Annotated in this window: 21 protein-coding genes; 6 read left to right on the plus strand and 15 right to left on the minus strand. The window is 36.9% G+C overall.

Features of this window, described 5'->3' with window-relative positions; all coding sequences use genetic code 11:
• Positions 1–624: 624 nt before the first annotated feature.
• Positions 625–1,671, minus strand: a complete 1,047-nt coding sequence (locus ABH966_RS24530) for a SepM family pheromone-processing serine protease (RefSeq protein WP_370083070.1) — start codon at positions 1,669–1,671, stop codon at positions 625–627.
• Between the two features lie 118 nt (positions 1,672–1,789).
• Here ABH966_RS24530 and ABH966_RS24535 point away from each other — a divergent pair, with 118 nt between their 5' ends.
• On the plus strand, positions 1,790–2,689 hold the full coding sequence (locus ABH966_RS24535) for a hypothetical protein (protein WP_370083072.1): 900 nt from the start codon (positions 1,790–1,792) through the stop codon (positions 2,687–2,689).
• 311 nt (positions 2,690–3,000) lie between these two features.
• Here ABH966_RS24535 and coaD read toward each other — a convergent pair whose 3' ends face one another.
• The 3 genes from coaD to ABH966_RS24550 form a co-directional block, all read right to left on the minus strand.
• Positions 3,001–3,492 (minus strand): pantetheine-phosphate adenylyltransferase, encoded by a 492-nt coding sequence (coaD, locus tag ABH966_RS24540; RefSeq protein ID WP_370083074.1) that lies wholly within the window; start codon positions 3,490–3,492, stop codon positions 3,001–3,003.
• A 46-nt stretch (positions 3,493–3,538) separates the two neighbouring features.
• A complete protein-coding gene (gene rsmD, locus ABH966_RS24545) occupies positions 3,539–4,099 on the minus strand; it encodes a 16S rRNA (guanine(966)-N(2))-methyltransferase RsmD (RefSeq protein ID WP_370083076.1) in 561 nt (186 codons plus the stop codon).
• Positions 4,100–4,430: 331 nt separating this feature from the next.
• Positions 4,431–5,858, minus strand: coding sequence for an RNA polymerase II (locus ABH966_RS24550; RefSeq protein WP_370083078.1), 1,428 nt, complete (start codon positions 5,856–5,858; stop codon positions 4,431–4,433).
• A 56-nt stretch (positions 5,859–5,914) separates the two neighbouring features.
• On the opposite strand from ABH966_RS24550, the gene ABH966_RS24555 reads away from it, so the two are divergent.
• Positions 5,915–6,304, plus strand: coding sequence for a DUF7147 family protein (locus tag ABH966_RS24555; protein WP_370083080.1), 390 nt, complete (start codon positions 5,915–5,917; stop codon positions 6,302–6,304).
• 2 nt (positions 6,305–6,306) lie between these two features.
• Here ABH966_RS24555 and ABH966_RS24560 read toward each other — a convergent pair whose 3' ends face one another.
• Positions 6,307–6,579, minus strand: a complete 273-nt coding sequence (locus ABH966_RS24560) for a YlbG family protein (protein ID WP_132357596.1) — start codon at positions 6,577–6,579, stop codon at positions 6,307–6,309.
• 308 nt (positions 6,580–6,887) lie between these two features.
• Here ABH966_RS24560 and ABH966_RS24565 point away from each other — a divergent pair, with 308 nt between their 5' ends.
• On the plus strand, positions 6,888–7,787 hold the full coding sequence (locus ABH966_RS24565) for a glycerophosphodiester phosphodiesterase family protein (protein WP_370083082.1): 900 nt from the start codon (positions 6,888–6,890) through the stop codon (positions 7,785–7,787).
• A 170-nt stretch (positions 7,788–7,957) separates the two neighbouring features.
• Here ABH966_RS24565 and ABH966_RS24570 read toward each other — a convergent pair whose 3' ends face one another.
• The 3 genes from ABH966_RS24570 to ABH966_RS24580 all read right to left on the minus strand — a co-directional run bounded on the left by ABH966_RS24570 (position 7,958) and on the right by ABH966_RS24580 (position 10,903).
• On the minus strand, positions 7,958–8,524 hold the full coding sequence (locus ABH966_RS24570) for a hypothetical protein (protein ID WP_370083084.1): 567 nt from the start codon (positions 8,522–8,524) through the stop codon (positions 7,958–7,960).
• Between the two features lie 711 nt (positions 8,525–9,235).
• Positions 9,236–10,288, minus strand: coding sequence for a tartrate dehydrogenase (locus ABH966_RS24575; RefSeq protein ID WP_370083086.1), 1,053 nt, complete (start codon positions 10,286–10,288; stop codon positions 9,236–9,238).
• 168 nt (positions 10,289–10,456) lie between these two features.
• Positions 10,457–10,903 carry a YlbF/YmcA family competence regulator gene (locus tag ABH966_RS24580; protein WP_370083088.1) on the minus strand — a complete coding sequence of 149 codons (447 nt, stop codon included), beginning with the start codon at positions 10,901–10,903 and terminating at the stop codon, positions 10,457–10,459.
• Positions 10,904–10,990: 87 nt separating this feature from the next.
• Here ABH966_RS24580 and ABH966_RS24585 point away from each other — a divergent pair, with 87 nt between their 5' ends.
• Positions 10,991–11,491, plus strand: coding sequence for a PaaI family thioesterase (locus tag ABH966_RS24585; RefSeq protein WP_370083090.1), 501 nt, complete (start codon positions 10,991–10,993; stop codon positions 11,489–11,491).
• On the opposite strand, the gene ABH966_RS24590 is transcribed toward ABH966_RS24585, so the two are convergent.
• Both ABH966_RS24590 and ABH966_RS24595 read right to left on the minus strand, forming a co-directional pair.
• Positions 11,472–12,947, minus strand: coding sequence for a UDP-N-acetylmuramoyl-L-alanyl-D-glutamate--2,6-diaminopimelate ligase (locus tag ABH966_RS24590; protein ID WP_370083092.1), 1,476 nt, complete (start codon positions 12,945–12,947; stop codon positions 11,472–11,474). The two genes, ABH966_RS24585 and ABH966_RS24590, sit on opposite strands and share 20 nt — an antisense overlap.
• Before the next feature lie 296 nt (positions 12,948–13,243).
• Positions 13,244–14,368: a CAP domain-containing protein gene (locus ABH966_RS24595; protein WP_370083094.1), complete on the minus strand. Its 1,125-nt coding sequence runs from the start codon at positions 14,366–14,368 to the stop codon at positions 13,244–13,246.
• Positions 14,369–14,513: 145 nt separating this feature from the next.
• On the opposite strand from ABH966_RS24595, the gene ABH966_RS24600 reads away from it, so the two are divergent.
• Together ABH966_RS24600 and ytvI are read left to right on the plus strand one after the other, a co-directional pair.
• Complete coding sequence (locus ABH966_RS24600) at positions 14,514–14,879, plus strand: YugN family protein (protein ID WP_370083096.1); 366 nt, start codon at positions 14,514–14,516, stop codon at positions 14,877–14,879.
• 211 nt (positions 14,880–15,090) lie between these two features.
• Positions 15,091–16,155: a sporulation integral membrane protein YtvI gene (gene ytvI / locus ABH966_RS24605; RefSeq protein WP_370083098.1), complete on the plus strand. Its 1,065-nt coding sequence runs from the start codon at positions 15,091–15,093 to the stop codon at positions 16,153–16,155.
• Between the two features lie 129 nt (positions 16,156–16,284).
• On the opposite strand, the gene ABH966_RS24610 is transcribed toward ytvI, so the two are convergent.
• The 5 genes from ABH966_RS24610 to ctaD form a co-directional block, all read right to left on the minus strand.
• Positions 16,285–16,746 (minus strand): DUF420 domain-containing protein, encoded by a 462-nt coding sequence (locus ABH966_RS24610; protein WP_370083100.1) that lies wholly within the window; start codon positions 16,744–16,746, stop codon positions 16,285–16,287.
• A 34-nt stretch (positions 16,747–16,780) separates the two neighbouring features.
• Entirely contained in the window at positions 16,781–17,710 is a 930-nt protein-coding gene (gene ctaG, locus ABH966_RS24615; RefSeq protein WP_370083102.1) for a cytochrome c oxidase assembly factor CtaG, read from the minus strand.
• 1,115 nt (positions 17,711–18,825) lie between these two features.
• On the minus strand, positions 18,826–19,170 hold the full coding sequence (locus ABH966_RS24620) for a cytochrome C oxidase subunit IV family protein (protein ID WP_053594672.1): 345 nt from the start codon (positions 19,168–19,170) through the stop codon (positions 18,826–18,828).
• A 1-nt stretch (position 19,171) separates the two neighbouring features.
• The gene (locus ABH966_RS24625) at positions 19,172–19,798 is read right to left on the minus strand and encodes a cytochrome c oxidase subunit 3 (protein ID WP_370083104.1); all 627 of its coding nucleotides are present in this window, start codon (positions 19,796–19,798) and stop codon (positions 19,172–19,174) included.
• Entirely contained in the window at positions 19,798–21,681 is a 1,884-nt protein-coding gene (ctaD, locus tag ABH966_RS24630) for a cytochrome c oxidase subunit I (protein WP_370083106.1), read from the minus strand. Before ctaD ends, ABH966_RS24625 begins: the two co-directional genes overlap by 1 nt.
• Positions 21,682–21,693: the final 12 nt, after the last annotated feature.

Consider the following 21,693-nt stretch of genomic DNA (forward strand, 5'->3'; position numbering starts at 1 on the left):
TTTGTTCTTCTGAAGGAGGATGTCGATAAAAATTAAAAGTTAGGTGATAAAACGTGAAAGTTGGTAGATAAAATTTAAAAGTTGGTAGATAAAACGTAAAAGCGGCTCATCGGACGCCCCCAGAAGCTTTGCTTTGCGTGAAAGCGAAGCGACAGCGGCAAAGCCCAGTCGGAACGGAAATCAACCCCGTAGTTTTGTCGAAGAGCATTACTTTATTGCAAATAATTTCATTGACATAGTCTTTCAATAACATAAAGAGCAGACGAAAGTATATTCATCTGCTCTTCCATTTTTTTATTTCATTTGAGCGAAATGCAAAAGTTATACGCTATGTGAAATGGTTGATTGGAGTGGAGGCTGGGCGACTCCTCGGGGATCAGCAATAGAGGAATGAAGGCTAGAACATCACGTCCTGTGAAAACGCCTTCGTGACCAACATCGGTGCTACTGCCGCTACGTTAGCACTACGCTTTCGAGCAAAAAACATTTGTTGGCCCGAGACCCTGCAGCGAAGCGGATGTTTTCTGTGCGAAAGCGAAGCGACAGCAACAAAGCGGCTCATCGGACGCCCCTAGGAAAGCGCCCAGCCGGAACGGAAATCAACCCCACGCTACAGAAAAAACTTTATTTCGGCTGTAACTGTTTTAAATATTCGATCGCATCATCCACAGTTTTAACCGGAACTATTTTCATTTTTGTTCCAATTTCTTTCGCAGTCTTTACTGCTGTAGCATAATTAGATTCCAGTTCAGGATATTTAGCTTTCATTTCTGGAGTAATTTCATCATCTGGTGCAAAAAAGATTTCCATACCATCGCGATCAGCAGCAATGACTTTATAGTCTATTCCACCAATTCTTCCAACAGAGCCATCAACCAGCATTTCCCCTGTCCCTGCAATAGCATAACCTTTCGTTAAATCTTCTTCGAGAAGTTGGTCTAAAATTTCTAAGGTAAACATTAACCCAGCAGACGGACCTCCAATATCCTCCGTTTTCATTGACACATTTGGATTTGTTTCAATAGATTTACTTTCAGTATAAGTAATACCTAACCCTGCCCTTTTCTCTTCTGACTCAGGGATTTCCTTTAATGCAATCGTTACCTCTTGTTCTTTTGTATTACGATCAAATTTAATTGTCACCTTATCACCAAGTTGCTTCGGCTTTAAAAGGTCTACAAGCATTTGTTGGTTTTTAATTTTTTGTCCATCAACCTCAATAATTTCATCACCAGCTTTTAACAAATTATCCGAGGCACCGCCATCTAATACATTTAATACAAAAACACCATTAAAGAGAATTTTTGTTTGGAGGCCAGCCCTCTGAAAAGCTACATACTTTGCATTAAATTGAGAATCAGACATTAATTTTAACTGTCGAACATTATATTCCTCTTCATCCTCTAATGGATTTCGAACTTGTTCAATATCCATTAATTTTTGATATTTTTGAGTTTTCGCCCATACATATGAAAAAGGCGTAGCTTGCTGCATAGCCACCGTCATTAAACTCAAGGATCCTTTATCATCGGTATGGCTATTTTCGACGTTAACAAATTTACTGACATCATAAGCACTTCCTGGCTTCATGATATAAGCGTCTAGTCGGTACAACATTAAAAAACAAATCACGACTAATAACACTGCATAAATACTAATTTTTTTCTTCAAAGAAAAACACCTCCTAGGACGCTCACAAAACCATACGTTCATGTTTTTGCCTTTTTTACATATATTGATTTTAGCATTTGCCTATGTGAATGACAAAAAGTTGAAACGAGATGATAACATGTATGCGATAATTCAAATAGCGATTTGCATAGTTCTTATTCTATTACTCTTGTTATTCCCACAAACTGCTCATAACGGTACTGATTTAGGTTTAAACCTATTTATGGAGGCCCTTTTCCCGTATTTATTACCTTACCTTATTTTAACGCAATGGCTTCTCCGTTTAACGGCTCCTATGCGAACGAAAACAAAAAGAGCTTCTCTATACGTACAAGCCTACATTATTAGCGCACTCGGGGGGTATCCATCTGGAGCAACAACGATTGTTTACTTAAAAAACAGTGGGCAACTACATCCAAAAGAAGCAAATTTTTTATTAGCCGTATGTCACGCACCTAGTCCTCTTTTCGTTCTAGGATTTGTAAGCCTTGATTTATTACACAGTAATACGTTCGGATGGATGTTTTTATGTTTACTACATAGTTTTAATATTTGCTGTTTAATAACTGGTTACTTCTTATTTCGTAAAACAGATCCTCCTAGCATCTCCATACACAATACACCTTTGCATACAGCACCATTTTCTGAAAGCATTAAAGAAACAGCACCGACAATACTATTAGTTGGAACTACAATAATTTTTTTCACTACCATCCAGACGATTGTCCAACAAGGCTTAGACTCACTGCTACCTAAACTTCCCTATACAGCTGAGCTTTCCATAGCCGCTATTCTTGAAGTTACAAATGGTCTTAAAATGACCGTCTCAGCTTTTCCAAACTTTCCATATTTACCGTTACTAGTTGTTATGTTGTTAACAATGCAAAGTATAAGCATTCACTTACAAATTTTCGTAATCGCGAAATCAGCCAAGCTTTCCGTTCGACCCTATATAAAATTCCGCCTACTTAGCATAATCATTGTACCCACTATTTATGCTCTTTTTTTCTTAAAATAAATAATCGTTCTTTAGAGTAAAAAAAGGTTTAGCATTTAAGTTTTTTTGATTGGAGCGAGGAGTAAAGATCGGACTTAGGAGTAAGCACAGCAGAGGAATTCAATCATTTCCCTACTCTTATAACTTCCCTCCGAAGAACCACATAAAATAGCAGAAAATATTATGATAATTCTAGAATCCATTTTTTGTCAAATAAATAAAAACAGGGAAAAATTCACATCCAAAAAGCGCGAGAAATCAACATTGCTAAAATTGATTTCTCGCGCTTTTCAAGGCTTTGGCCAGTTTTGCCCTAGCCTCTCTTTTTTAGTTTATTTTTCAAACCCATACTTTTCTTTTAAAGCTTCTACAACACAAGCAGGAACAAGCTCAGTAACATCACTACCATATTTCGCAACTTCTTTAACAATGCTTGAGCTTAAGAATGAATATTGATTTTTTGTCATGATGAAAAACGTTTCAATGGTTTCATCAAGAAAACGGTTCATCGAAGTAATTTGCATTTCGTATTCAAAATCCGAAACAGCACGTAAACCACGAACAATCGCTTTTGCTTTTTTTTCCTTAGCATAGTCTATTAATAGCCCCGATGAACTTTCAATACGTACATTAGGCAATGCTTTAGTAACCTCCGCCATTAAAGCCATGCGCTCTTCTACTGAAAATAACGGCTGCTTGGATGAATTATTTAAAACAGCAACATAAACTGTGTCAAATACATCTGCCGCCCGTTTTATAATATCTAAGTGACCAAATGTCACTGGATCAAAACTTCCAGGAACTACAGCAATCTTCTCTGACAACTTATTCTCCCTCTCCCTCTATGCAACGATCAATTTCCACGGGTGTTTAGACACCCTCTGAATGAAGATAAACGGATATAATCGTTCCGCCATATGTTTCTTGTCTTTTTAATACAAAATCCCCAAATCTCTGTGGTAATTCTACTTCTTTTGCATGCTCACATAAAATAATGCCATCATGTTGAATTTTATCATTGTCGACAAGAATCTGCACTAAGTCATAATATTCTTTGAGATGATATGGTGGATCTAAAAATACTAATTTAAACGTAATATCACGTTTTAATAACGCTTTCACAGCACGCTTCGCATCGATACGAAAAAGCTCAGAGCAATCCTCGTAACGACATTTTTTTATGTTTTCCTGTAGTACTTGGAACGCCTTTGCATCCTTTTCAATGAAAACGGCGTGTTCAGCCCCTCTACTTAAAGATTCGATACCTAAGCCACCGCTCCCTGCAAATAAATCGAGCGCTATACCTCCATCAAAGAATGGACCAATAATATTAAATATGGATTCCTTTACTTTATCAGTTGTAGGTCTCGTCGTGTTCCCTGCAATTGCCTTTAAAGGCATCCCTTTACGTTCTCCTGCTACAACTCTCATAGGCAAATCACCGTACTTTCTTTTTCCATAAATCAATTTCGCCTTAGCGTAATTGTTGTTGCTGTCGCTTCGCTTTCGCACAGACAAAAAACCTGTTGTTGCTGTCGCTTCGCTTTCGCACAGACAAAAAAACTGTTGTTGCTGTCGCTTCGCTTTCGCACAGACAAAAAAACTGTTGTTGCTGTCGCTTCGTTTTCGCACAGACAAAACCCTGTTGTTGCTGTCGCTTCGTTTTCGCACAGACAAAACCCTGTTGTTTCTGCAACAACAACCTGCTGATTGAAGATAAAAGCATTTTTGCAGCGAAAGACGAACCTCCGCTGCAAAAAATTTATTCTTGTTCTTGTGTTAATAACTTAATATTGATACGACCATCACTTTTTTGTAATTCTACTAAAAATAATCGTTGTAGCCAAGCTTCTTCAACATAATAATTATTGGCAATTTTAATAAGCGGTTCTGAAATAGTCGAATATCTACGTTGATTAAATACATAAAATCCTGGTTCTTTAGGGAAACGGAAGGTACGATTATCACTATTGATATAATATCCATTTTCACCTTCACCAGCAGTATAACCTAAATAAGGTAACAATTTATCAGCGTTATATAATACTTGCCCTTCATAAAGTATCACATGAACATCTTCTCTCAAAACATCATTCACGTAAATACTTCGGTCATCCTCAAATAATAGTGGATATGTGCCACTTTCTTGGGCAGCATTCAACTTAAAATAAGACGTTTTTGCATCTAATACCTCGGATAAAAGATCGTCCATTGAAGCAGGGGAAATCGGCTCTTCCCCAAGTTTATTCAAAGCTTCCTGCCATGCCGACTCTTGATTAGCCGTCATATATTCTTTTAACGTCTTCACGATTTTCTTTGCTTTATCTGAGCCAATCGTATCCTTCACTAAATAGGATGCCACCACTTCTGGCAACCATGCCGGTGAATCTTTAAACTTATATTGCGACTTTATTTGTGACAGTATAACTTCCTGTTCAACAGCTTGTTCAGTTAGCTCTGGTAAAAATAAAAGTCGGTCATCATGTTCTTTCACTGGATTCTTTTCTTGAATAATAGCAATATGTTGATCATTCAAAAACTTAAAATTCTCCAATGATTTCAAGAAATCCTTCGAAATAGCTCCCGGGGCATAAATAGACAACACAGGAGTTTGCTCTTGTACTTTTAAATTACCCGTCTGCCAATAAATATCACGAACTGTACCATAACCACTAAACATTGTATAGTTAACAAGTGATAGTTTTTGCTGACCTACTAAAGGCAAGCCTGTTATCCACTGACCAACAATTTTACTATCCGTTGAAATATGTACAACAGAATAAGATGATTCACCATTCGTTAATGTGGCGAAAACATTTTGGATGAGCATTTTATCTTTTAAGCCACCCTTAATCGGAATTATGTATGAAACAGATTGTGATTTAGTCTCCCCTTTTTCAAAATATGAGACTTCTTTTGATAAGCGATCACAGCTTTTTTCGTTATCGATAAAGCAACTAGGATTTATCGCATTTTCTGGCCACTCTATCTTCACTTTTTGGTTGGGTAAATTTTTAAAATGTTGACGAATATCCAAGCTATTTTCTCGATAGACAATTTCTATCTCTTGTGAATAACGGAATTCGCCATTGCCTGTCTCTAAGTCAGACGAATAAGCATGGTACTGAAAAAATAACGTTCCGGTAATGATTAGTGCTAGAATGGAAAAAAAACTCATTGCAAATTTCATGTGCTTGACCTCCCGCAGCATGATACTATGTGTATTGGAAAGGATGTGCAATTTTTATGCCACAACAATTTATAGAATTAGGTGAGGGCTATGGTGATGTTTATGAGCTACTTGAAATAGTGAAAACCAACCAAGATCGCTTCCACCAAGCCTTTATACTAACATCCACTAAAGAAGAAAAAAAGGTTGCCTCTTTAGCAGTCGCTTTAAAACCAGTCGGTGAAAGTAAATTCATGCCGATTTATATTTGTCGAGAAGGCATCCCTTATAATGAAGAGCAGCCTTCACAGCGACAAAAAATGTTTGAAGAAAGTATTAAACGACTAGATAGAAAAGCGGTTGTTGTAGAAATAAAGCACTCTTCTATATTTTCGGAATCAAAACTATTTTATCAATACCTGATTGGAATAATGAGACTTCATCACTACATCCCGGCGTTGACATAGTATTATAGACCTGCTTTATAGTCATATTCTTTCGCTTTATCTGGTTTTGCATTTTCATACTCAGTTTTAACAAATGGACGATAAGATTTTACAACGTCTTTCACGAATGGAAGGCGTTGTAGTTTTGTTGTCATTGATTCTATTTCCTCTCGCTCGCAATAAATCACCACATATTTTTGCCTCCGAGAAATATAAAGAACATGACCATATTTTCGAAGAGACTTCGCATGTTTTAATTGATGGACGTAAACGATTAGTCCTTGGCGTTCGTTCATAGTATTCCCCTCATTTCTTACATAAAAGAATACCATAGACCGGAAAATGATAGCAACAGAGTTTAGCTGACAGAACGCTCAATTTTCCGTTATAATGGTAAAGCATACAACGTTGACTTAGAGTTTTATATTCACTTATGCAAGTTATAGAGTACTAGTTTACGTAGAACTTTTGTTTGCTCACAATTATGCCTCGGCATAATCGTAGCTGACGCTTTGCTTTCGCTACAAAAACAATTGCTAAAAAAAGTTAAAAAGTGAAATTGCCAGTACTATTTATATTAATTTAATTGTTAAGGAGGACGAATATGGGTAAGAAAACAAAGATTGCGCTTGCAATCGCAGCGGCAAGTGCAGCGGCTTGGGCAGGTAGTAAAGCTATTTCTAAACCTCAACAACGAGAAGGTAAACAAGCATTACAATTTGATCACCCAATTATTCTCGCACATCGTGGCGGTGCTCATATAGCACCTGAGCATACAATGCCTGCTTTTGAAAAAGCCGCACAGTTAGGTGTTGACGGCTTTGAAATAGATATTCGCTTAACCAAAGATGAGGAAATTATCGTTTTCCACGATGATACTGTCGATCGTACGACAGATGGCTATGGACTTGTTGCAGACATGACTTTAGCGGAAATAAATGCACTAAACCACGGCTATCAATTTGAAGATTTAGATATGGAATTTCCTTATCGAGATGAAAAAATAGATGTTGTCACATTACGTGAACTATTAGAAACTTATCCAAACTTGTTAGTAAATATTGATATTAAAGATGCACCAGATACGTATGAAGGAAGTTTAATGCCATCTAAACTATGGCGTTTAATTGAAGAGCTTGGTGCTGAGAATCGAGTAGTTGTCACAAGCTTTTACGGTGAACAGATCGATCGCTTTAATTTATATGCACAAAATCAAGTAGCGCTCGGTGCAGGTGAATCAGATGTTCGTAAAGCATTTGCTTCTTTCTCAAGCCAGTTTGGACACTTATATCATCCAAAGGTAGACGTATTCCAGATACCGCCTAAATCAGGAGTAATCACACTAGAATCTCCAAAGTTTATCCAGTTTCTGAACAATTTAAACATCCCTGTTCATTATTGGACTATCAATGACGTAGCAACAATGAATAAACTAATTCAAAACGGTGCAAAAGGTATTATTACAGATCGACCTGATATTGCTGTAGAATTACTACAAAAATAAGAATAATAAAATGGAGCCTAATCTCCATTTTATTATGGTTAACACATTGATTGGTGAGGGCCTTCTTTTAACAGCCCTTACCTTTTATTAATTTCTCTACCTATATAATTATTGGGTACCGGGGATAAATCTAACTCTCTTACCTACACAGAAAGCTTATATACAAGAATTCACTCTGGAAATTCTAGACGTAATGCTTCTAAAAATATCTCGGCTATCCCATTAGGGTTTCCATTTTTCGTTGTTTCTTCTGAAAACCAAGAATACTCCAAATCGTGAATAATTATGGGTATTTCTCTGTTAAAAGTATGTATAATAACTTTATTGTCGTGTAATCTTTTTGCTACATTAGAAACTACCTGTAAAAACTCAAAATATCCGTTTGGTCCTTTTCCTATATAATTATAATCCTCATCATACATTAATGTTTCGTCCTCGTACCCAATATCTTTTATGCCATTTTCCTTAAACCATTGTAATAATATGTTTGTCGATTCTTCATCGCCAATAATTTCATTTTCATCTTGTCTCCAAAAGGCGTAATTCCATCTTTGCTCACTGAGCTGTGAACTATACTCACAATCTTCCTCGGTATTATAACTGATTACAAAAATAGGGATATTATCTGAAGCTTCATTTGTATATACAAAAAAAGATAATGCATATATTCCTTCCTCATTCCAATTTTCAATAATCGGTTTTATCTTTTTGTACAAATATTCCGTTAAGTTTAACATAGTAATCCTCCTACAAAAGTAGTTAATATATAATCGTTAGTTTATTAAATAATTGTTCATTTGTCTTATCTTTTTATTATTCTACCACGAAGTTGAATAAAAAAAGAGCTGTCTGAACAGCTCAAAGTTCTGCTACTAAAGAACTCGTTAATTTAAGAAGAACAGCGAAGCTTATATTAAACAATCGCGACCTATTGTTGAAGATCACAAAATATAAAAAGTGCATACATACGTCGTAATGAAGTAAACTATATTATTAAAAGCACGAATGATTTTGTGCTTTATTTCTCTTCAACAAGGGTTGGATAATTACAGAATATAAGGTAGGAATTATTAAAAAAAGAAGGAGAGATACGATGTTCGATCAAGTTGCGTATTTTATTTTTCAAGCCCTGGTAATTCTAACGGTTTTGGTTGTTGTGGTTGGAATCCCTCTTGGGGATACATTGTTAAGGAAAAAATAGAGGCTGGGACAGAACTCGTTTATTTTGAAAAATAACAAAAAGAGATAATAATTTTTCGCTTCACCAAAGTGAATTCCCTATTTAAAATCAAAAAAATGTTAGACCGATTATATCTAGGTCTAACATTTCTTTTTGTCCCAGCCTCTTTTGATTTTACACCTCGCTTCGTTTCTATAATAGATTTAGGGATTGGTGTTAATAATTCCTACCCAAAATTAGAAACCCCCACTGTTCCAAAAGTTTTGCTTTATTGTAGATGATGTAATACGGCATCCGTTACATCACGTAATGTCGCTTTTCCTCCCAAATCACCTGTTTTAATACCTTCAGCTAATGTTGCTTCCATCGCATTTAGCACTTTGGCGCCAAGCTCATGATAACCTAAGAAATCAAGCATCATTTTGCCTGTCCAAATTTGTCCAAGTGGATTTGCTATCCCTTGTCCTGCAATGTCAGGAGCAGAGCCATGGACTGGTTCAAACATAGATGGATATTGTCGTTCTATATTTAAATTTGCAGCTGGAGCAATTCCGATACTCCCCATAATTGCACCACCTAAGTCGGTTAAAATATCTCCAAATAAATTGGATGCAACAATAACATCAAAGTTTTCTGGCTTCATTACTAAAAAGGCAGCTAAAGCATCAATATGATTAGATACTTGTCCTATATTCTCGTAATCTTTACCTACTTCTGCAAATACTTCATCCCAAAAAGGCATACTGTATGTAATTCCATTAGATTTTGTGGCACTTGTAACATGCTGGCGTCGAGTTTTTGCCATTTCAAATGCATATCGCATTGCACGTTCTGTTCCCTTCCTTGTGAAAATAGCATTTTGGATCGCAACCTCATCCTGTCCACTATGTATTCTGCCACCACTCTCAGCATACTCTCCCTCTGAGTTTTCACGTACAACAACAAAATCAAAGCCATTTGGATTACGTAAAGGTGAAGGCAAACCTTGAAGTAGCTTTGCTGGACGCACATTAATAGATTGCTTCATCTCACGGCGGATTTTAATAAGTAGCCCCCATAATGAAATGTGGTCTGGTACTAGATCTGGCATGCCTACAGCACCTAAAAAGATTTGATCGTAACCTTTCAAAATTTCAATACCATTATCAGGCATCATTTTACCTGTCTCTAAATAATAATCACAACCCCAAGGGAATGTTGTCCATTCAAATTGAAAGCTGCCATCTAATTGAGCGGCTTTATCAAGAACTTCTATCGCCGCTGGTACAACCTCTTTACCAATCCCATCTCCTGGTATAACGGCAATTCGATAAGTCTTCATCTGTTAATCCTCCTTTAATTTCCATAACGCCTATACAATTACTATACAATTTTTCTGCAGTAATTACACTCTGATGTTTATGGCTGTCGCTACTGTAGCATAGTATAAAAAAGACTGTATAGAAACTCACCCGAGTTTACATACAGTCTAAAAAAAGTATTACCTTGTTTATGCAGAGCAAGAGCATGAACCGCCTGAGCCACATCCTCCACCACATGAAGAACCTGATGCAAAGAACGGATTACTTACAGGAACTTTTACCGCTTCTGAAACAGTTTTCCCTATAAGTAAGCTTATTTGATCAAGTAAATCTTGAAAATCGTTCTCAGCAATTCTTAAAGCTGAAACCTTTTCATTTAAATCGAGTGCGCGCTTTTGCTGACGAATCGATTTCATAATTGTATGATAGTCCGGATGATATTTTCCGAAACGTTGTACATCTTCATACTGCTCTTTCATGCGATTAAATGCATAAATAGCTTCGACTATTTGGACATCGCTATACACAGCATCATATGCTTGCTGCAGCATTTTCGCAGGCTCAGAGGAAAGAATCATCTCACAAAGCGCATCGGCCTCATCCAAAATGATTGCCCAGTCAGAGGTCATCATCATTTTTAATTCCCCCAATCTCTTTCCCATCATAACAGATTTTATGGTAATTTTACATTATTGATATTTTTAAAAGAAGGAGTTTTTAAATTGGTACCATCGTCTAAAAAAGAAATAGAACAATTACTTGCAGAGATTTTACAACATAGTACAGCTGAAGATGAGGAAGTTTTACTACATTTATTGTCTGGCCTTCACGATAAACAACAAGGTATTCATCGACGTTATATTAATGCTGCTTTACACATGGTTGGCAAATTTGAGCCTGAAGTTAGCGAAGTTCGCATTCCCATTACACCTGTTATCCATAATACCATTAAGGTACCACACGGTGGGATTATTGCAACAATTGCAGATGCAGCAATGGGAGGACTTGCTTCACGTTCAGTACCAGAAGGCTTTAATGTTGTCACAACCAATATGAATATCTCTTATATTGCTACAACCACTAATAAAGAACTAATCGCTCGTGGACGTTTCGTACATAAAGGGCGTCAGACACTTGTGATGGAATGTGATATCGAGGATGAGACAGGACGAAAACTTGCTATTGCGACTGGTTCTTTCTTTGTCATTCAACGCCGTCCTTAGACATAAGATTTAAAAAGTAATCTCGAATACATTGTTGATCGGAAAAAGGGAATTTTTGATTTTTTATTTGTTGGGTCTGTTCATGCCCTTTTCCGGCAACAAGTACAATATCACCTTTTTCTGCCTTTGCTATTGCTTGATGAATAGCAACTTTCCGATCTAGATAGATTTCATAATATTGCTGCTCAGTAAAACCAGCAATAATACTTTCATTAATTAAAATTGGGTCTTCATCGCGCGGATTATCAGTTGTTAAAAAAATGACATCCGCATACTTACTAGCTACTGCTCCCATCGCAAAACGTTTCGCCTTATCTCGATTTCCCCCACAGCTAAATACAAGGTAAAGGGTTTTCGAGCGATCAAAAGTTTGCAGAACAGCCTGTAATGCCTCTGCAGTATGTGCATAATCTACATACACATCAATCCCAAATGGATTGTCTATTTTCTCAAGTCTTCCTTCTGGTAGCCTTAACAACCACATATGCTCTGCTATCTCTTCAATTGAGAAACCTAGACGCCATAAAGTCATCAACGCAGCTACAGCATTTTGCACATGATATTTACCAACAAAAGGGATTTCTACAATATGCTCAGTCGATGATGTTTGTAAACAAAGTACCGTTTTTCCAAATGATTCACTGACAATTTGGATATGTAAATCATTATGATTATCAAAGCCAAATGAGCAGGATTTTTTCTTATCATAAATACCGACGGAACGGCAAAAATTATCATCTCCATTTAGCACTAGCTTTTTCGATAAATCTGCCAACCTTTTTTTCGCACGCTTATATGCCTCAAGTCCTCCGTGATCTTCTAAATGGTCCTCCGATAAATTTAAAAAAACACCACAATCGATATCACAATGATCAAGTCTATTTTGCTGTAATCCCATTGATGAAGCTTCTAAAACAACATGTGTAACACCATTTCGTACACATTGCTTTAAAATCGGATGCAACTCTTTTGCCTGTAATGTAGTTAATTGCTCATACACAGTTTGTTGTTTCTGTTCATTGATGAAAAATCCTACAGTTCCAATAACTGCAACGTTTTTATGTAGGGCTCTTAATAATTGGCTCACAAAATGACTCACTGTTGTTTTACCATTTGTACCTGTAATCGCAATGACTGTTAATGCTTCTGCGGGAAAGGCTGAAAGCTTTGCACTCGCATACGATAAAAATAAGGATGTATTTGGAACCCAAACAAAAGGAATATTTTGATCGGTAATAGGCATTGAAATACTTTCCTCTGATACTATCGCGGCAGCACCCCGAGCTAATGCTTCTTTTACAAAACGACTTCCCGATGTTTTCTTACCTTTACGTACAATAAAAATGTCCCCAGGTTTTACTGCCTGAGCATAATCCTCGACTCCTGTAATAGTTGTGCGAATAGATCCTCCAGTTACGCTACATGGCCAATCTTTTAATAGCTCCGCTAATTGCAAGCTTCATTCCCCCTTTCGGTTCTCTATCATATGACGGCGTATGTAACGATGTGACGAAAAATGTAGGCGATTATTGTGCTTAATCTCACCTATAGAGGTGGGAGTCTTATGTACCTTTTCTACGCTTTTCGGTACAAAAGACATTTGTAACTGACGTTTCACTTACGTTACATAAAACATTTGTAGCTGACGCTTCGCTTTCGCTATACAATACAATTGCTGAAAGAAGTTAAAAATGAAAAAGACTGAAAATAAACTTGATTTCGCCAAGTTTATCTTCAGTCTCAAATTTCTATTTATGGTGATGATTCATCAATATTTTCTACTGGTTCCTCAGAGTCTTTATTCTCACTATCCAGCCCCTGAGAAGAAGATTCTAAAAATATTTGCGTATAATAGTTTAAAAATACTCCAGATCCCACTGTCGTATATTTATCATTTAAAATGACATTTCGATGCTCAGGTGAATTAAGCCAGCCATGCATTGCTTCAATCGCATCAAAATAATCAGTCGCAAGATTTTCATTCGCCTCACTATATTCGATTCCCTGTGTTCCTAATCTCTTTTTTAAATCTCCATTTGTTGGTGATTCATGAGCAAGGAAATTGTGAACCTTCATATCTTCACTATGCATTTTTGCAACTTCTTCTAATGAATCATCAATATTTAATGGTGTTAAATCATGTTGAACTCTTGTTACATTTATTAAATCGTCAAGCTGTGCAGCACTTGCTACATTAATTTCCTGCTGTAAAAAGGAAGATGGTGGTGTTGGTATAACTAGCTCACCTTGATAAGTCATTTCATACGGTTGATGAAGAACAAGGGTTTTACTATTAGTAAAGCGTATTCCTTGTAGCTTACCCGTTTCTCTATCTATATAAAGTTGTGCAAAAAGCCCATCGAATTTTACAAGCAGCCGTGTCTGCATATCTTCTTCACTCATCGAGAAAACGAAAATATTTTTACCGACATTCGCAGTTACTTCATAATCAATAATTGTCATTCGGTATATATCATCGCGCTTCTGACCAACCTTAAAAGGAGAAGCATCCAAACCTTCACCAGCAATGTAAACTTGTGTCACAATATTATTGTCAACGCCTACCATAAAAAATGTAGAGGAACTGGAGTTATAGACCCACCAATCATATCCAAAGGAGGATGGTTCCTTTCGTGCTGGTTCACCATATTTCTCCAAAACTACCTTCGCTTCTTGACCGATTAATGTCGACATCCCGCTTTTCGGACGTGTCGTTGCTCCCATTTCAGGCTGTTTTAATTCGGTTTTGGGAATAATATTTGAATTGGCATTTGGGCCTTTTAATGGCTCATTTTCACGTGGTGGTGTATTAAAAAACATAAAGCCAATCAATGCAATTGCAGCACATGCCATAAAAATGCGAAATAAAGCTTTCATACATGACTCCTTCTTATCACATTATTCTATTTACTATATCAATTGTAATTGGGTTGACACAATGTTGTCATTGCAACAATGTCGAATATGCTCTATTATAAAAATGAGCGTATACTTTGTACGAGAACCTAAAGGAGGATTATAGATGTATTTCGAAAATACTAACCTTGAAAATTTAACAGCTGATCAAGAACTTATTGTAAGCGTCATGAAAAAAAACGGTTTAGAATGTGATGGCGGCTGGGATTACGAACGTATGACATTTGATAAGCGTTTCGATACTCGCGAAGGTCGTTATTATCTACGTGTATTCTCATATGCTAAATCTGGTGATGTTGGTGCACACGATGCAATTCTAACATTAATGAAACCAGCACTTGGTAAGTACTACTATCCACACGGTGTTGAGTATGGTGATGATGAAGTTTATCCAGCTCATCTTGTAAAAAAATGTGAAGAAATCTTAAAAAAGGTTAAATTAGACCTAGAAGCTTTTGAAATTCATGCATAATTTTAGATAGTTATTTTCACTTTGCATACATGTCGATTAAACATCGAAATTATTTTATTTTTTTATTAGGGTTAACAGTAAATCGGCAACAGTAGCATGCAGTGCAATAGCTAAATCTGAAAAGACTGGTGGTCCAGTCTTTTTTATTTTGAGTAAAAATTTTATTTCTCCTCATACTAACTATATCTTTTACATGATGTAGGTGAGATAAATGTTACAATTTTTAAAACACCCCTTTTTTCGCCATCCGATCATCGTTATAGCTATCGGAATTGCAATTCTCTGGTTTATATCCCTGTCATTACCCATACTGCTTGCCTACGTAACTGCATTATTATTGGAACCTGTCATCATACGAATTAGTAAACGGTTCCGAAAAAAACGCAAAATAGTCGCATCTATTTTTTTCTTGTTCTTTTCAAGCATGACATTACTATTATGTATTCTCATTATATTTATAAGTTGGAAACAATTTTCAACATTTATCATTCATATTCCAGAGTACCTCAATCAGCTATCAGCAATATGGATTCAAACACAATCCAAGCTTTCCAACTATACTTATCACTTGCCCTTAGATCTTGTTATACAGATTCAACTTATGATAGCACGGGCTCTATCTTCAATCGAGAAATATGCTCTTTCTTTAACAAATGTAAATGTTTGGTCATCTTCAATTACGTATATAACTTCTCGCTTGTTCGATATTTTTGTTTATTGGATTGTACTATATATGTTTCTTTTAGAACTACCGAATATTAACCGTAAAATGTTAGCACCTATTTCGTTTCACTATCATCAAAAAATACTATTTATTGGACAGCGTGTAAAACTGGCTTTATTTGGTTTTGTAAAAGCACAATTTTTAGTTGGTATTTGCATTTTTGCTATAGCTTTTGGAACCTTTTATTTTCTTAAAACACCATTCCCATTTATTTTAGCACTCTTACTAGTCATTTTAGATTTCGTACCTTTTTTAGATTCATTTATTTTACTTATTCCTTGGGCAATATACAAAGCCTTTACAGGCGAATATATCTATGCTTTTATATTAGTCATACTTACGATCGCACAATTTTTAGTTCGACGAATGATTGAGCCTAGAGTTATTGGAAATAAAGTTGGACTCTCCTCACTAACAACCTTTATTGCCATGTTTATCGGTTTTAAAATGTTTGGATTTTTCGGTATTTTAATTGGTCCTTTACTCGTTGTTGTCATCGTTTCCCTATTTAATCAAACATCCATAAAAAATCTCCCACCTTCTCAAAAATAAGGAGGGAGATTTTTTTTTATCAATTATGCCTCAGCATAATTGCGTCCTGAATTGGCTTTGTGTTTAAGCCGGTAGATGTTCTTTGTGCGAAAGCGTAGTACTAAATGTTTAAACACCTGCCGAAAGAGGTTAAATGCCTAATATAGCTTTAAAGACAGATGTTGTTTCACCTGGTTCAAACATTACGTATAGTAAAATGTATACTAAAACTCCGGTAATAGCTACGAAGAACCAAATAATACTTGTAATCGGTCCAATACGACGGTGAAGCTTGAGATTAGTTTTCAAACCAGAAATAATACTAACAATTCCAAATACTGCTCCAGTTGTTGCGAGAGTAATGTGGAAAATTAAGAAGAAAGTATAATATGGCTTTAAATCTTCTCCGCCACCAAAAGCCGTGTTACCAATAAAGACTGTACGTGTAGCATATATAATAAAGAAGATAAGTGCTGCAACTCCTGCTGCAAGCATTACTTTTTTATGTGCCTCTACTTTTCCTTTTATAATTAAGCCCCAACCAATAGCTACAAGTACAGCACTAATAACGATGAATGACGTACTTATAGTAGGCAAAATTTGCAATTCCATTTACAAAACCCCTTATACAAATTTAAGTTTCTTTTTACAACTGATGTTGTTGTTGACTTTCCCATTTCTTTTGATGTTCTTTTAATGCATCAGCAGTAATTTTATCAGGATCCTTTTGTTCTGAACGATACCATTTAATAAAGATTGATCCGAGTAATACCCCAAAAATAAGCTCTTGTAAAATCTTCATTAAAACACCGCCTAGTTGCTGATCGGCAACAGCTGACATATTTGTAAAGAGCTCTGGTCCTGAAAGAGATAAACTAGATAATGTGGAAACTGGTACGCAAAGTTCCATTGCCTTTAGCCATGCATCACCATTTGTATATGTTTCATACATAGCGTTTGGTGCAAAAATTATTAACGCACACGCAGGTGTAATTAATACCGCATTCGCAATGATATAGCCTAATTTATACAAAGGTTTCATTTGCGGACGATTAGGCATCTTTTGAATCAAAGGCCAGTACATTAAAACTGCAGAAACAAATAATACAAACGTATATGTACCATGTAAAGTTTCGGTTAATTTAATGTAGTCTAATACTGCAGGTAAGTGGTAAAAAGAAAATAAACCAATAAACACAAATACCGCAACGACAGGGAGTGTAAATACTTTAAATAAAGATTTAACAACCGGTGCTTCAATCGCTACTTTCCATACCCACCAAGGAATTCCCTTAATTATGAAAATCGGTACAAGTAACAATAAAATAGCCATTTGCACCATATGCATCGTAAACATAATATGCGCCATTAAATCTATCGGTGATCCTTTAATAATATAAATCGTTACCATTGCCAGTACAAAATAAATAGCCTCTTCCTTTTTCAAAGGCTCACTTACTTTAAAATCCTTGCGCCACTTTGTTGTGACTAGAAAATAGATGACTGTTATGAAAACAAGAACCCCTATTAAGTATGGGCTCCATAAAGCTTGGAAACCAAATATACTAAGTGGCATACAGAACGCACTCCTTTAACTTCAGTACCCCTATTATAGAACGCTTACACTTATTCTGCAATGAACGAAAGGTGAACAAATTACTATCTACAGTTTACCTCTCTTACAGGATTATCATATTTATAGAAAAAATATTCAGAGTATAAAAACCCAACATGAATTATATTATTTTTTGCTAGCTCATCATCATAACGTGGGGTGATTTCCGTTCCGGCTGGGTGCTTTCCTGGGGGCGTCCGATGAGCCGCTTCACTCGCGCTGCTCGCTCCAGGGTCTCATCTGTGACGCTAATCCCCAAGGAGTCACCCAGCCTCCACTCCAATCAACTGATTCACATGACATACGTTTTAACAAAATGTCATCCTCAACTTTCAATGATGTACCCAAATTTATTGGAAATTCCAGCTCCTCAGCATAGCGTAGGGTTGATTTCCGTTCCGACTGGGCGCTTTCCTGGGGGCGTCCGACGAGCCGCTTCACTGCACTCCAGGGTCTCGGGCCAACACGATGTTGGTCACGAAGGCGTTATCACAGGACGTGATGGTTTTAGCCTTCGCTCCTCTATTGCTGATCCCCGAGGAGTCGCCCAGTCTCCACTCCAATCAACTGATTCACATAGCATGTATTCTCTTAATTTAAATGAAAACGTATCTTTAGCAAAAGGGTTTGTCTGTGTAAAACCAACAGAAATGTACAATTACGTCACTGTTACAAGTCTATTCTATTCATTATGGTGTGTTATCCATAGCGTCCACTATTGAAATGAATAAAATTTATAAAAATTCTACGCTATTGCTGATTAGAGTGGAAGGCTACTCGACTCCCGTGGGAAAGCGAGACAGGCGAGACCCTGCACGGAGCGGATGTTTTCTGTGCGAAAGCGTAGTGCTAACGTAGCGGCAGCAAATGTTTTATCTGTGCGAAAGCGTAGCGACAGCAACAACAACAGCGAAGGAAGCGGCTCGACGCTCGCCCACAGGAACGCGAGTAACCTGGAACGAAAATCATTCTCACATGAATTATATTAATTCATACCGGCTCATCACTATAACGTGAATAGAACCCAAAAAGAAAAGCACGTTCCTACCGAAGTAGAGAACGTGCTTTTTTGGTGATTACCACCAAATAATTGTTAAAAATGCTAAGAAGAATGTAAATGCGATTAAAATACCCATCCACATGAAGAAGCCAATTACACCACCGAAGTGTGTTTTTTTGTCTTCTAAGTGCATGAAAGCGTAAAGTTGAAGAACAACTTGAACACCAGCAAGCAATAAAATAAGCGGTAATATTAAGTATTTAGAAAAATCAGCTGCAACTACTGCGAATGCGATAAACGTAAAGAAAATCATAATCGCAAAGTTGATAACTTGTTTACGCATATGAACGGCATTATGATGACGATCATACTCGTATTGTGCCTGAGACTTAGCAACTATAGGTGTATCGTGTGAAGACATATTATCCGATCACTCCCATCAAGTATACTACCGTAAAGATGAATACCCAAACTACGTCGATAAAGTGCCAGTATAAAGCAGCCACGAAGAATTTAGGTGCATTGTATAAGTTAAGACCACGCTTAGCATTACGAAGCATTAACGTAGCAAACCACACAAGACCTAATGTTACGTGGAAACCATGTGTACCAACTAATGAATAAAACGCAGTTGAGAATGCAGATTGGTCAAATGTAAAACCAAGACCTACATAATGATTGAATTCATAGATTTCAAGACATAAGAATCCAAGACCTAAAAGTAATGTTATACCAAACCAAGTTTGCATAGCTTTAAAGTTAAAGTTACGCATATGGTAAATGGCATAAACAGATGTTAGTGAAGATGTTAATAATAACATCGTCATAGCAAAAGCTAAAGGTAATTCAAATAAATCTTGTGTTGTGAACTCCATGCCAGCAGGCCCTTTGTTCTTAAGTGCTAGGTAAGTAGCGAATAAACTTGCGAAAAGTACAACTTCACAGGCAAGGAAAATCCAGAAACCAACAACTTTATTTTTCCCTTCCATCGTCGCTTGTTCAGGATGATCTGGCCAAGTATGAGGAGTAAATTTAGTATTGAAATCCATTATTTATTTCCTCCTTTGCCGTAAAGATGTTCTTCAATTTCAAGAATTTCCTCTTTGTGTAAGTGGAAACCGTGATCGTCCTTAACAGAACGGAAAATCATAGCACCAAATGTAATTGCAAGACCACCAATTAAAATATAAATTGACCATGGTTTATCTGCATCTTGATTATAAAGAGCACCGAATGCTGCGATAAACAAGCCCATAGAAATAACAAATGGGATAGCTGAGTTGTTTGGCATATGAATATCACCGATTGGCTCAGCAAATGTAACTTCTTTATTACCTTCTTGCTTTTCGATCCACCATGGATCTAAACCACGAACAAGTGGTGTTTGACGGAAGTTATAGAATGGGATTGGTTGTGGAATTGACCATTCTAATGTACGTCCATCGCCCCATGGATCGCGACCTGCTGGTTTGCCTTTGATCGACATTAAGCAGTTGATTACCATTAAGATAACCCCTACACCCATCATTAATGCACCGATTGTAGAGATATAGTTGAACGAATCCCAACCTTGACCTTCCATGTAAGTGAATACGCGACGTGGCATACCCATTAGACCTAAGAAGTGTTGAACGAAGAACGTTAAATGGAATCCAATAAAGAATACCCAGAAAGTAATTTTACCAAGTGTCTCGTTTAACATACGGTTGAAGAAAATTGGCCAGTAGAAGTGCGCTGAACCAAATAACGCTGTTACGATACCACCAACGATTACGTAGTGGAAGTGAGCAACGATAAAGTAAGAATCGTGTAATTGGTAGTCAAGAGGTGCAGATGCTTGCATTACCCCTGTAACACCACCCGCAACGAATGACGGGATGAAACCAAGTGCATAAAGCATTGGTGTTGTAACTTTAATAGATCCGCCCCAAATAGTTAAGATCCAGTTGAATACTTTCATACCTGTTGGAACGGCAATTGCCATTGTTGCAACAGCAAAGATTGCGTTGGCTGTTGGCCCAAGACCAACTGTAAACATGTGGTGAGCCCAAACCATGAACCCTAAGAAACCGATTAAAATTGTTGCGAATACCATTGAAGAGTATCCAAATAAACGTTTACGAGAGAACGCTGGAATAATCTCAGAGAATAAACCGAACGCCGGTAATACTAAGATATAAACCTCTGGATGTCCGAAGATCCAGAACAAGTGTTCCCAAATAATTGTATTACCACCCATTAAATGGTCAAAGAAGTTACCACCGAACATACGGTCAAATAACATCATTAATAAACCAATTGTTAGTGGAGGGAATGCGAATAGAATTAATGCACTTGATACTAGCGCTGTCCAAGTGAATAATGGCATACGCATGAATGTCATACCTGGAGCACGCATCGTAATAATCGTAACGATAAAGTTAAGACCTGATATTAATGTACCCGCCCCTGATATTTGTAAACCGAGAACATAGAAGTCAATACCATGTCCAGGAGAATATAAAGATAATGATGCATAAGACGTCCAGCCCGCATCAGGCGCGCCACCCATAAAGAATGATAGGTGAAGGAATAATGCACCTAGGAAGAATAACCAGAACCCTAAAGAGTTAAGGAACGGGAATGCTACGTCACGCGCACCAATTTGTAATGGTACAAGCATGTTCATAAATGCAAATAGTAATGGAGTCGCAGCTAGGAATAACATTGTTGTTCCGTGCATTGTTAATAATTGATTGAAAAAACCAGCTGAGACGAAATCGTTATTTGGTTTCATTAATTGAATACGCATTAATAACGCTTCAAAACCAGCGATAGCGAAGAACAATGTACCGGCTAATAAATACATTACTGCTAACTTTTTATGGTCAACAGTTGTAATGTATTCCCAGACAGTTGCTCCAAAGCCCTTTTTCTGTGTGTATGAGCTCACAACTTTTACCTC

The organism is Lysinibacillus sp. RC46, assembly GCF_041262385.1.
In the GTDB taxonomy this organism is placed as follows: domain Bacteria; phylum Bacillota; class Bacilli; order Bacillales_A; family Planococcaceae; genus Lysinibacillus.

Coding starts and splice junctions, on each gene's coding strand:
- ABH966_RS24625 (WP_370083104.1), bottom strand. CDS start 19,798: ATGGATTTCAATACTAAATTTACTCCTCATACTTGGCCAGATCATCCT.
- ABH966_RS24535 (WP_370083072.1), top strand. CDS start 1,790: ATGTATGCGATAATTCAAATAGCGATTTGCATAGTTCTTATTCTATTA.
- ctaG (WP_370083102.1), bottom strand. CDS start 17,710: ATGCCACTTAGTATATTTGGTTTCCAAGCTTTATGGAGCCCATACTTA.
- ABH966_RS24565 (WP_370083082.1), top strand. CDS start 6,888: ATGGGTAAGAAAACAAAGATTGCGCTTGCAATCGCAGCGGCAAGTGCA.
- ABH966_RS24580 (WP_370083088.1), bottom strand. CDS start 10,903: ATGATGATGACCTCTGACTGGGCAATCATTTTGGATGAGGCCGATGCG.
- ABH966_RS24550 (WP_370083078.1), bottom strand. CDS start 5,858: ATGAAATTTGCAATGAGTTTTTTTTCCATTCTAGCACTAATCATTACC.
- ytvI (WP_370083098.1), top strand. CDS start 15,091: ATGTTACAATTTTTAAAACACCCCTTTTTTCGCCATCCGATCATCGTT.
- ABH966_RS24620 (WP_053594672.1), bottom strand. CDS start 19,170: ATGTCTTCACACGATACACCTATAGTTGCTAAGTCTCAGGCACAATAC.
- ABH966_RS24570 (WP_370083084.1), bottom strand. CDS start 8,524: ATGTTAAACTTAACGGAATATTTGTACAAAAAGATAAAACCGATTATT.
- ABH966_RS24600 (WP_370083096.1), top strand. CDS start 14,514: ATGTATTTCGAAAATACTAACCTTGAAAATTTAACAGCTGATCAAGAA.
- ABH966_RS24595 (WP_370083094.1), bottom strand. CDS start 14,368: ATGAAAGCTTTATTTCGCATTTTTATGGCATGTGCTGCAATTGCATTG.
- ABH966_RS24555 (WP_370083080.1), top strand. CDS start 5,915: ATGCCACAACAATTTATAGAATTAGGTGAGGGCTATGGTGATGTTTAT.
- ABH966_RS24575 (WP_370083086.1), bottom strand. CDS start 10,288: ATGAAGACTTATCGAATTGCCGTTATACCAGGAGATGGGATTGGTAAA.
- rsmD (WP_370083076.1), bottom strand. CDS start 4,099: ATGAGAGTTGTAGCAGGAGAACGTAAAGGGATGCCTTTAAAGGCAATT.
- ABH966_RS24560 (WP_132357596.1), bottom strand. CDS start 6,579: ATGAACGAACGCCAAGGACTAATCGTTTACGTCCATCAATTAAAACAT.
- ABH966_RS24610 (WP_370083100.1), bottom strand. CDS start 16,746: ATGGAATTGCAAATTTTGCCTACTATAAGTACGTCATTCATCGTTATT.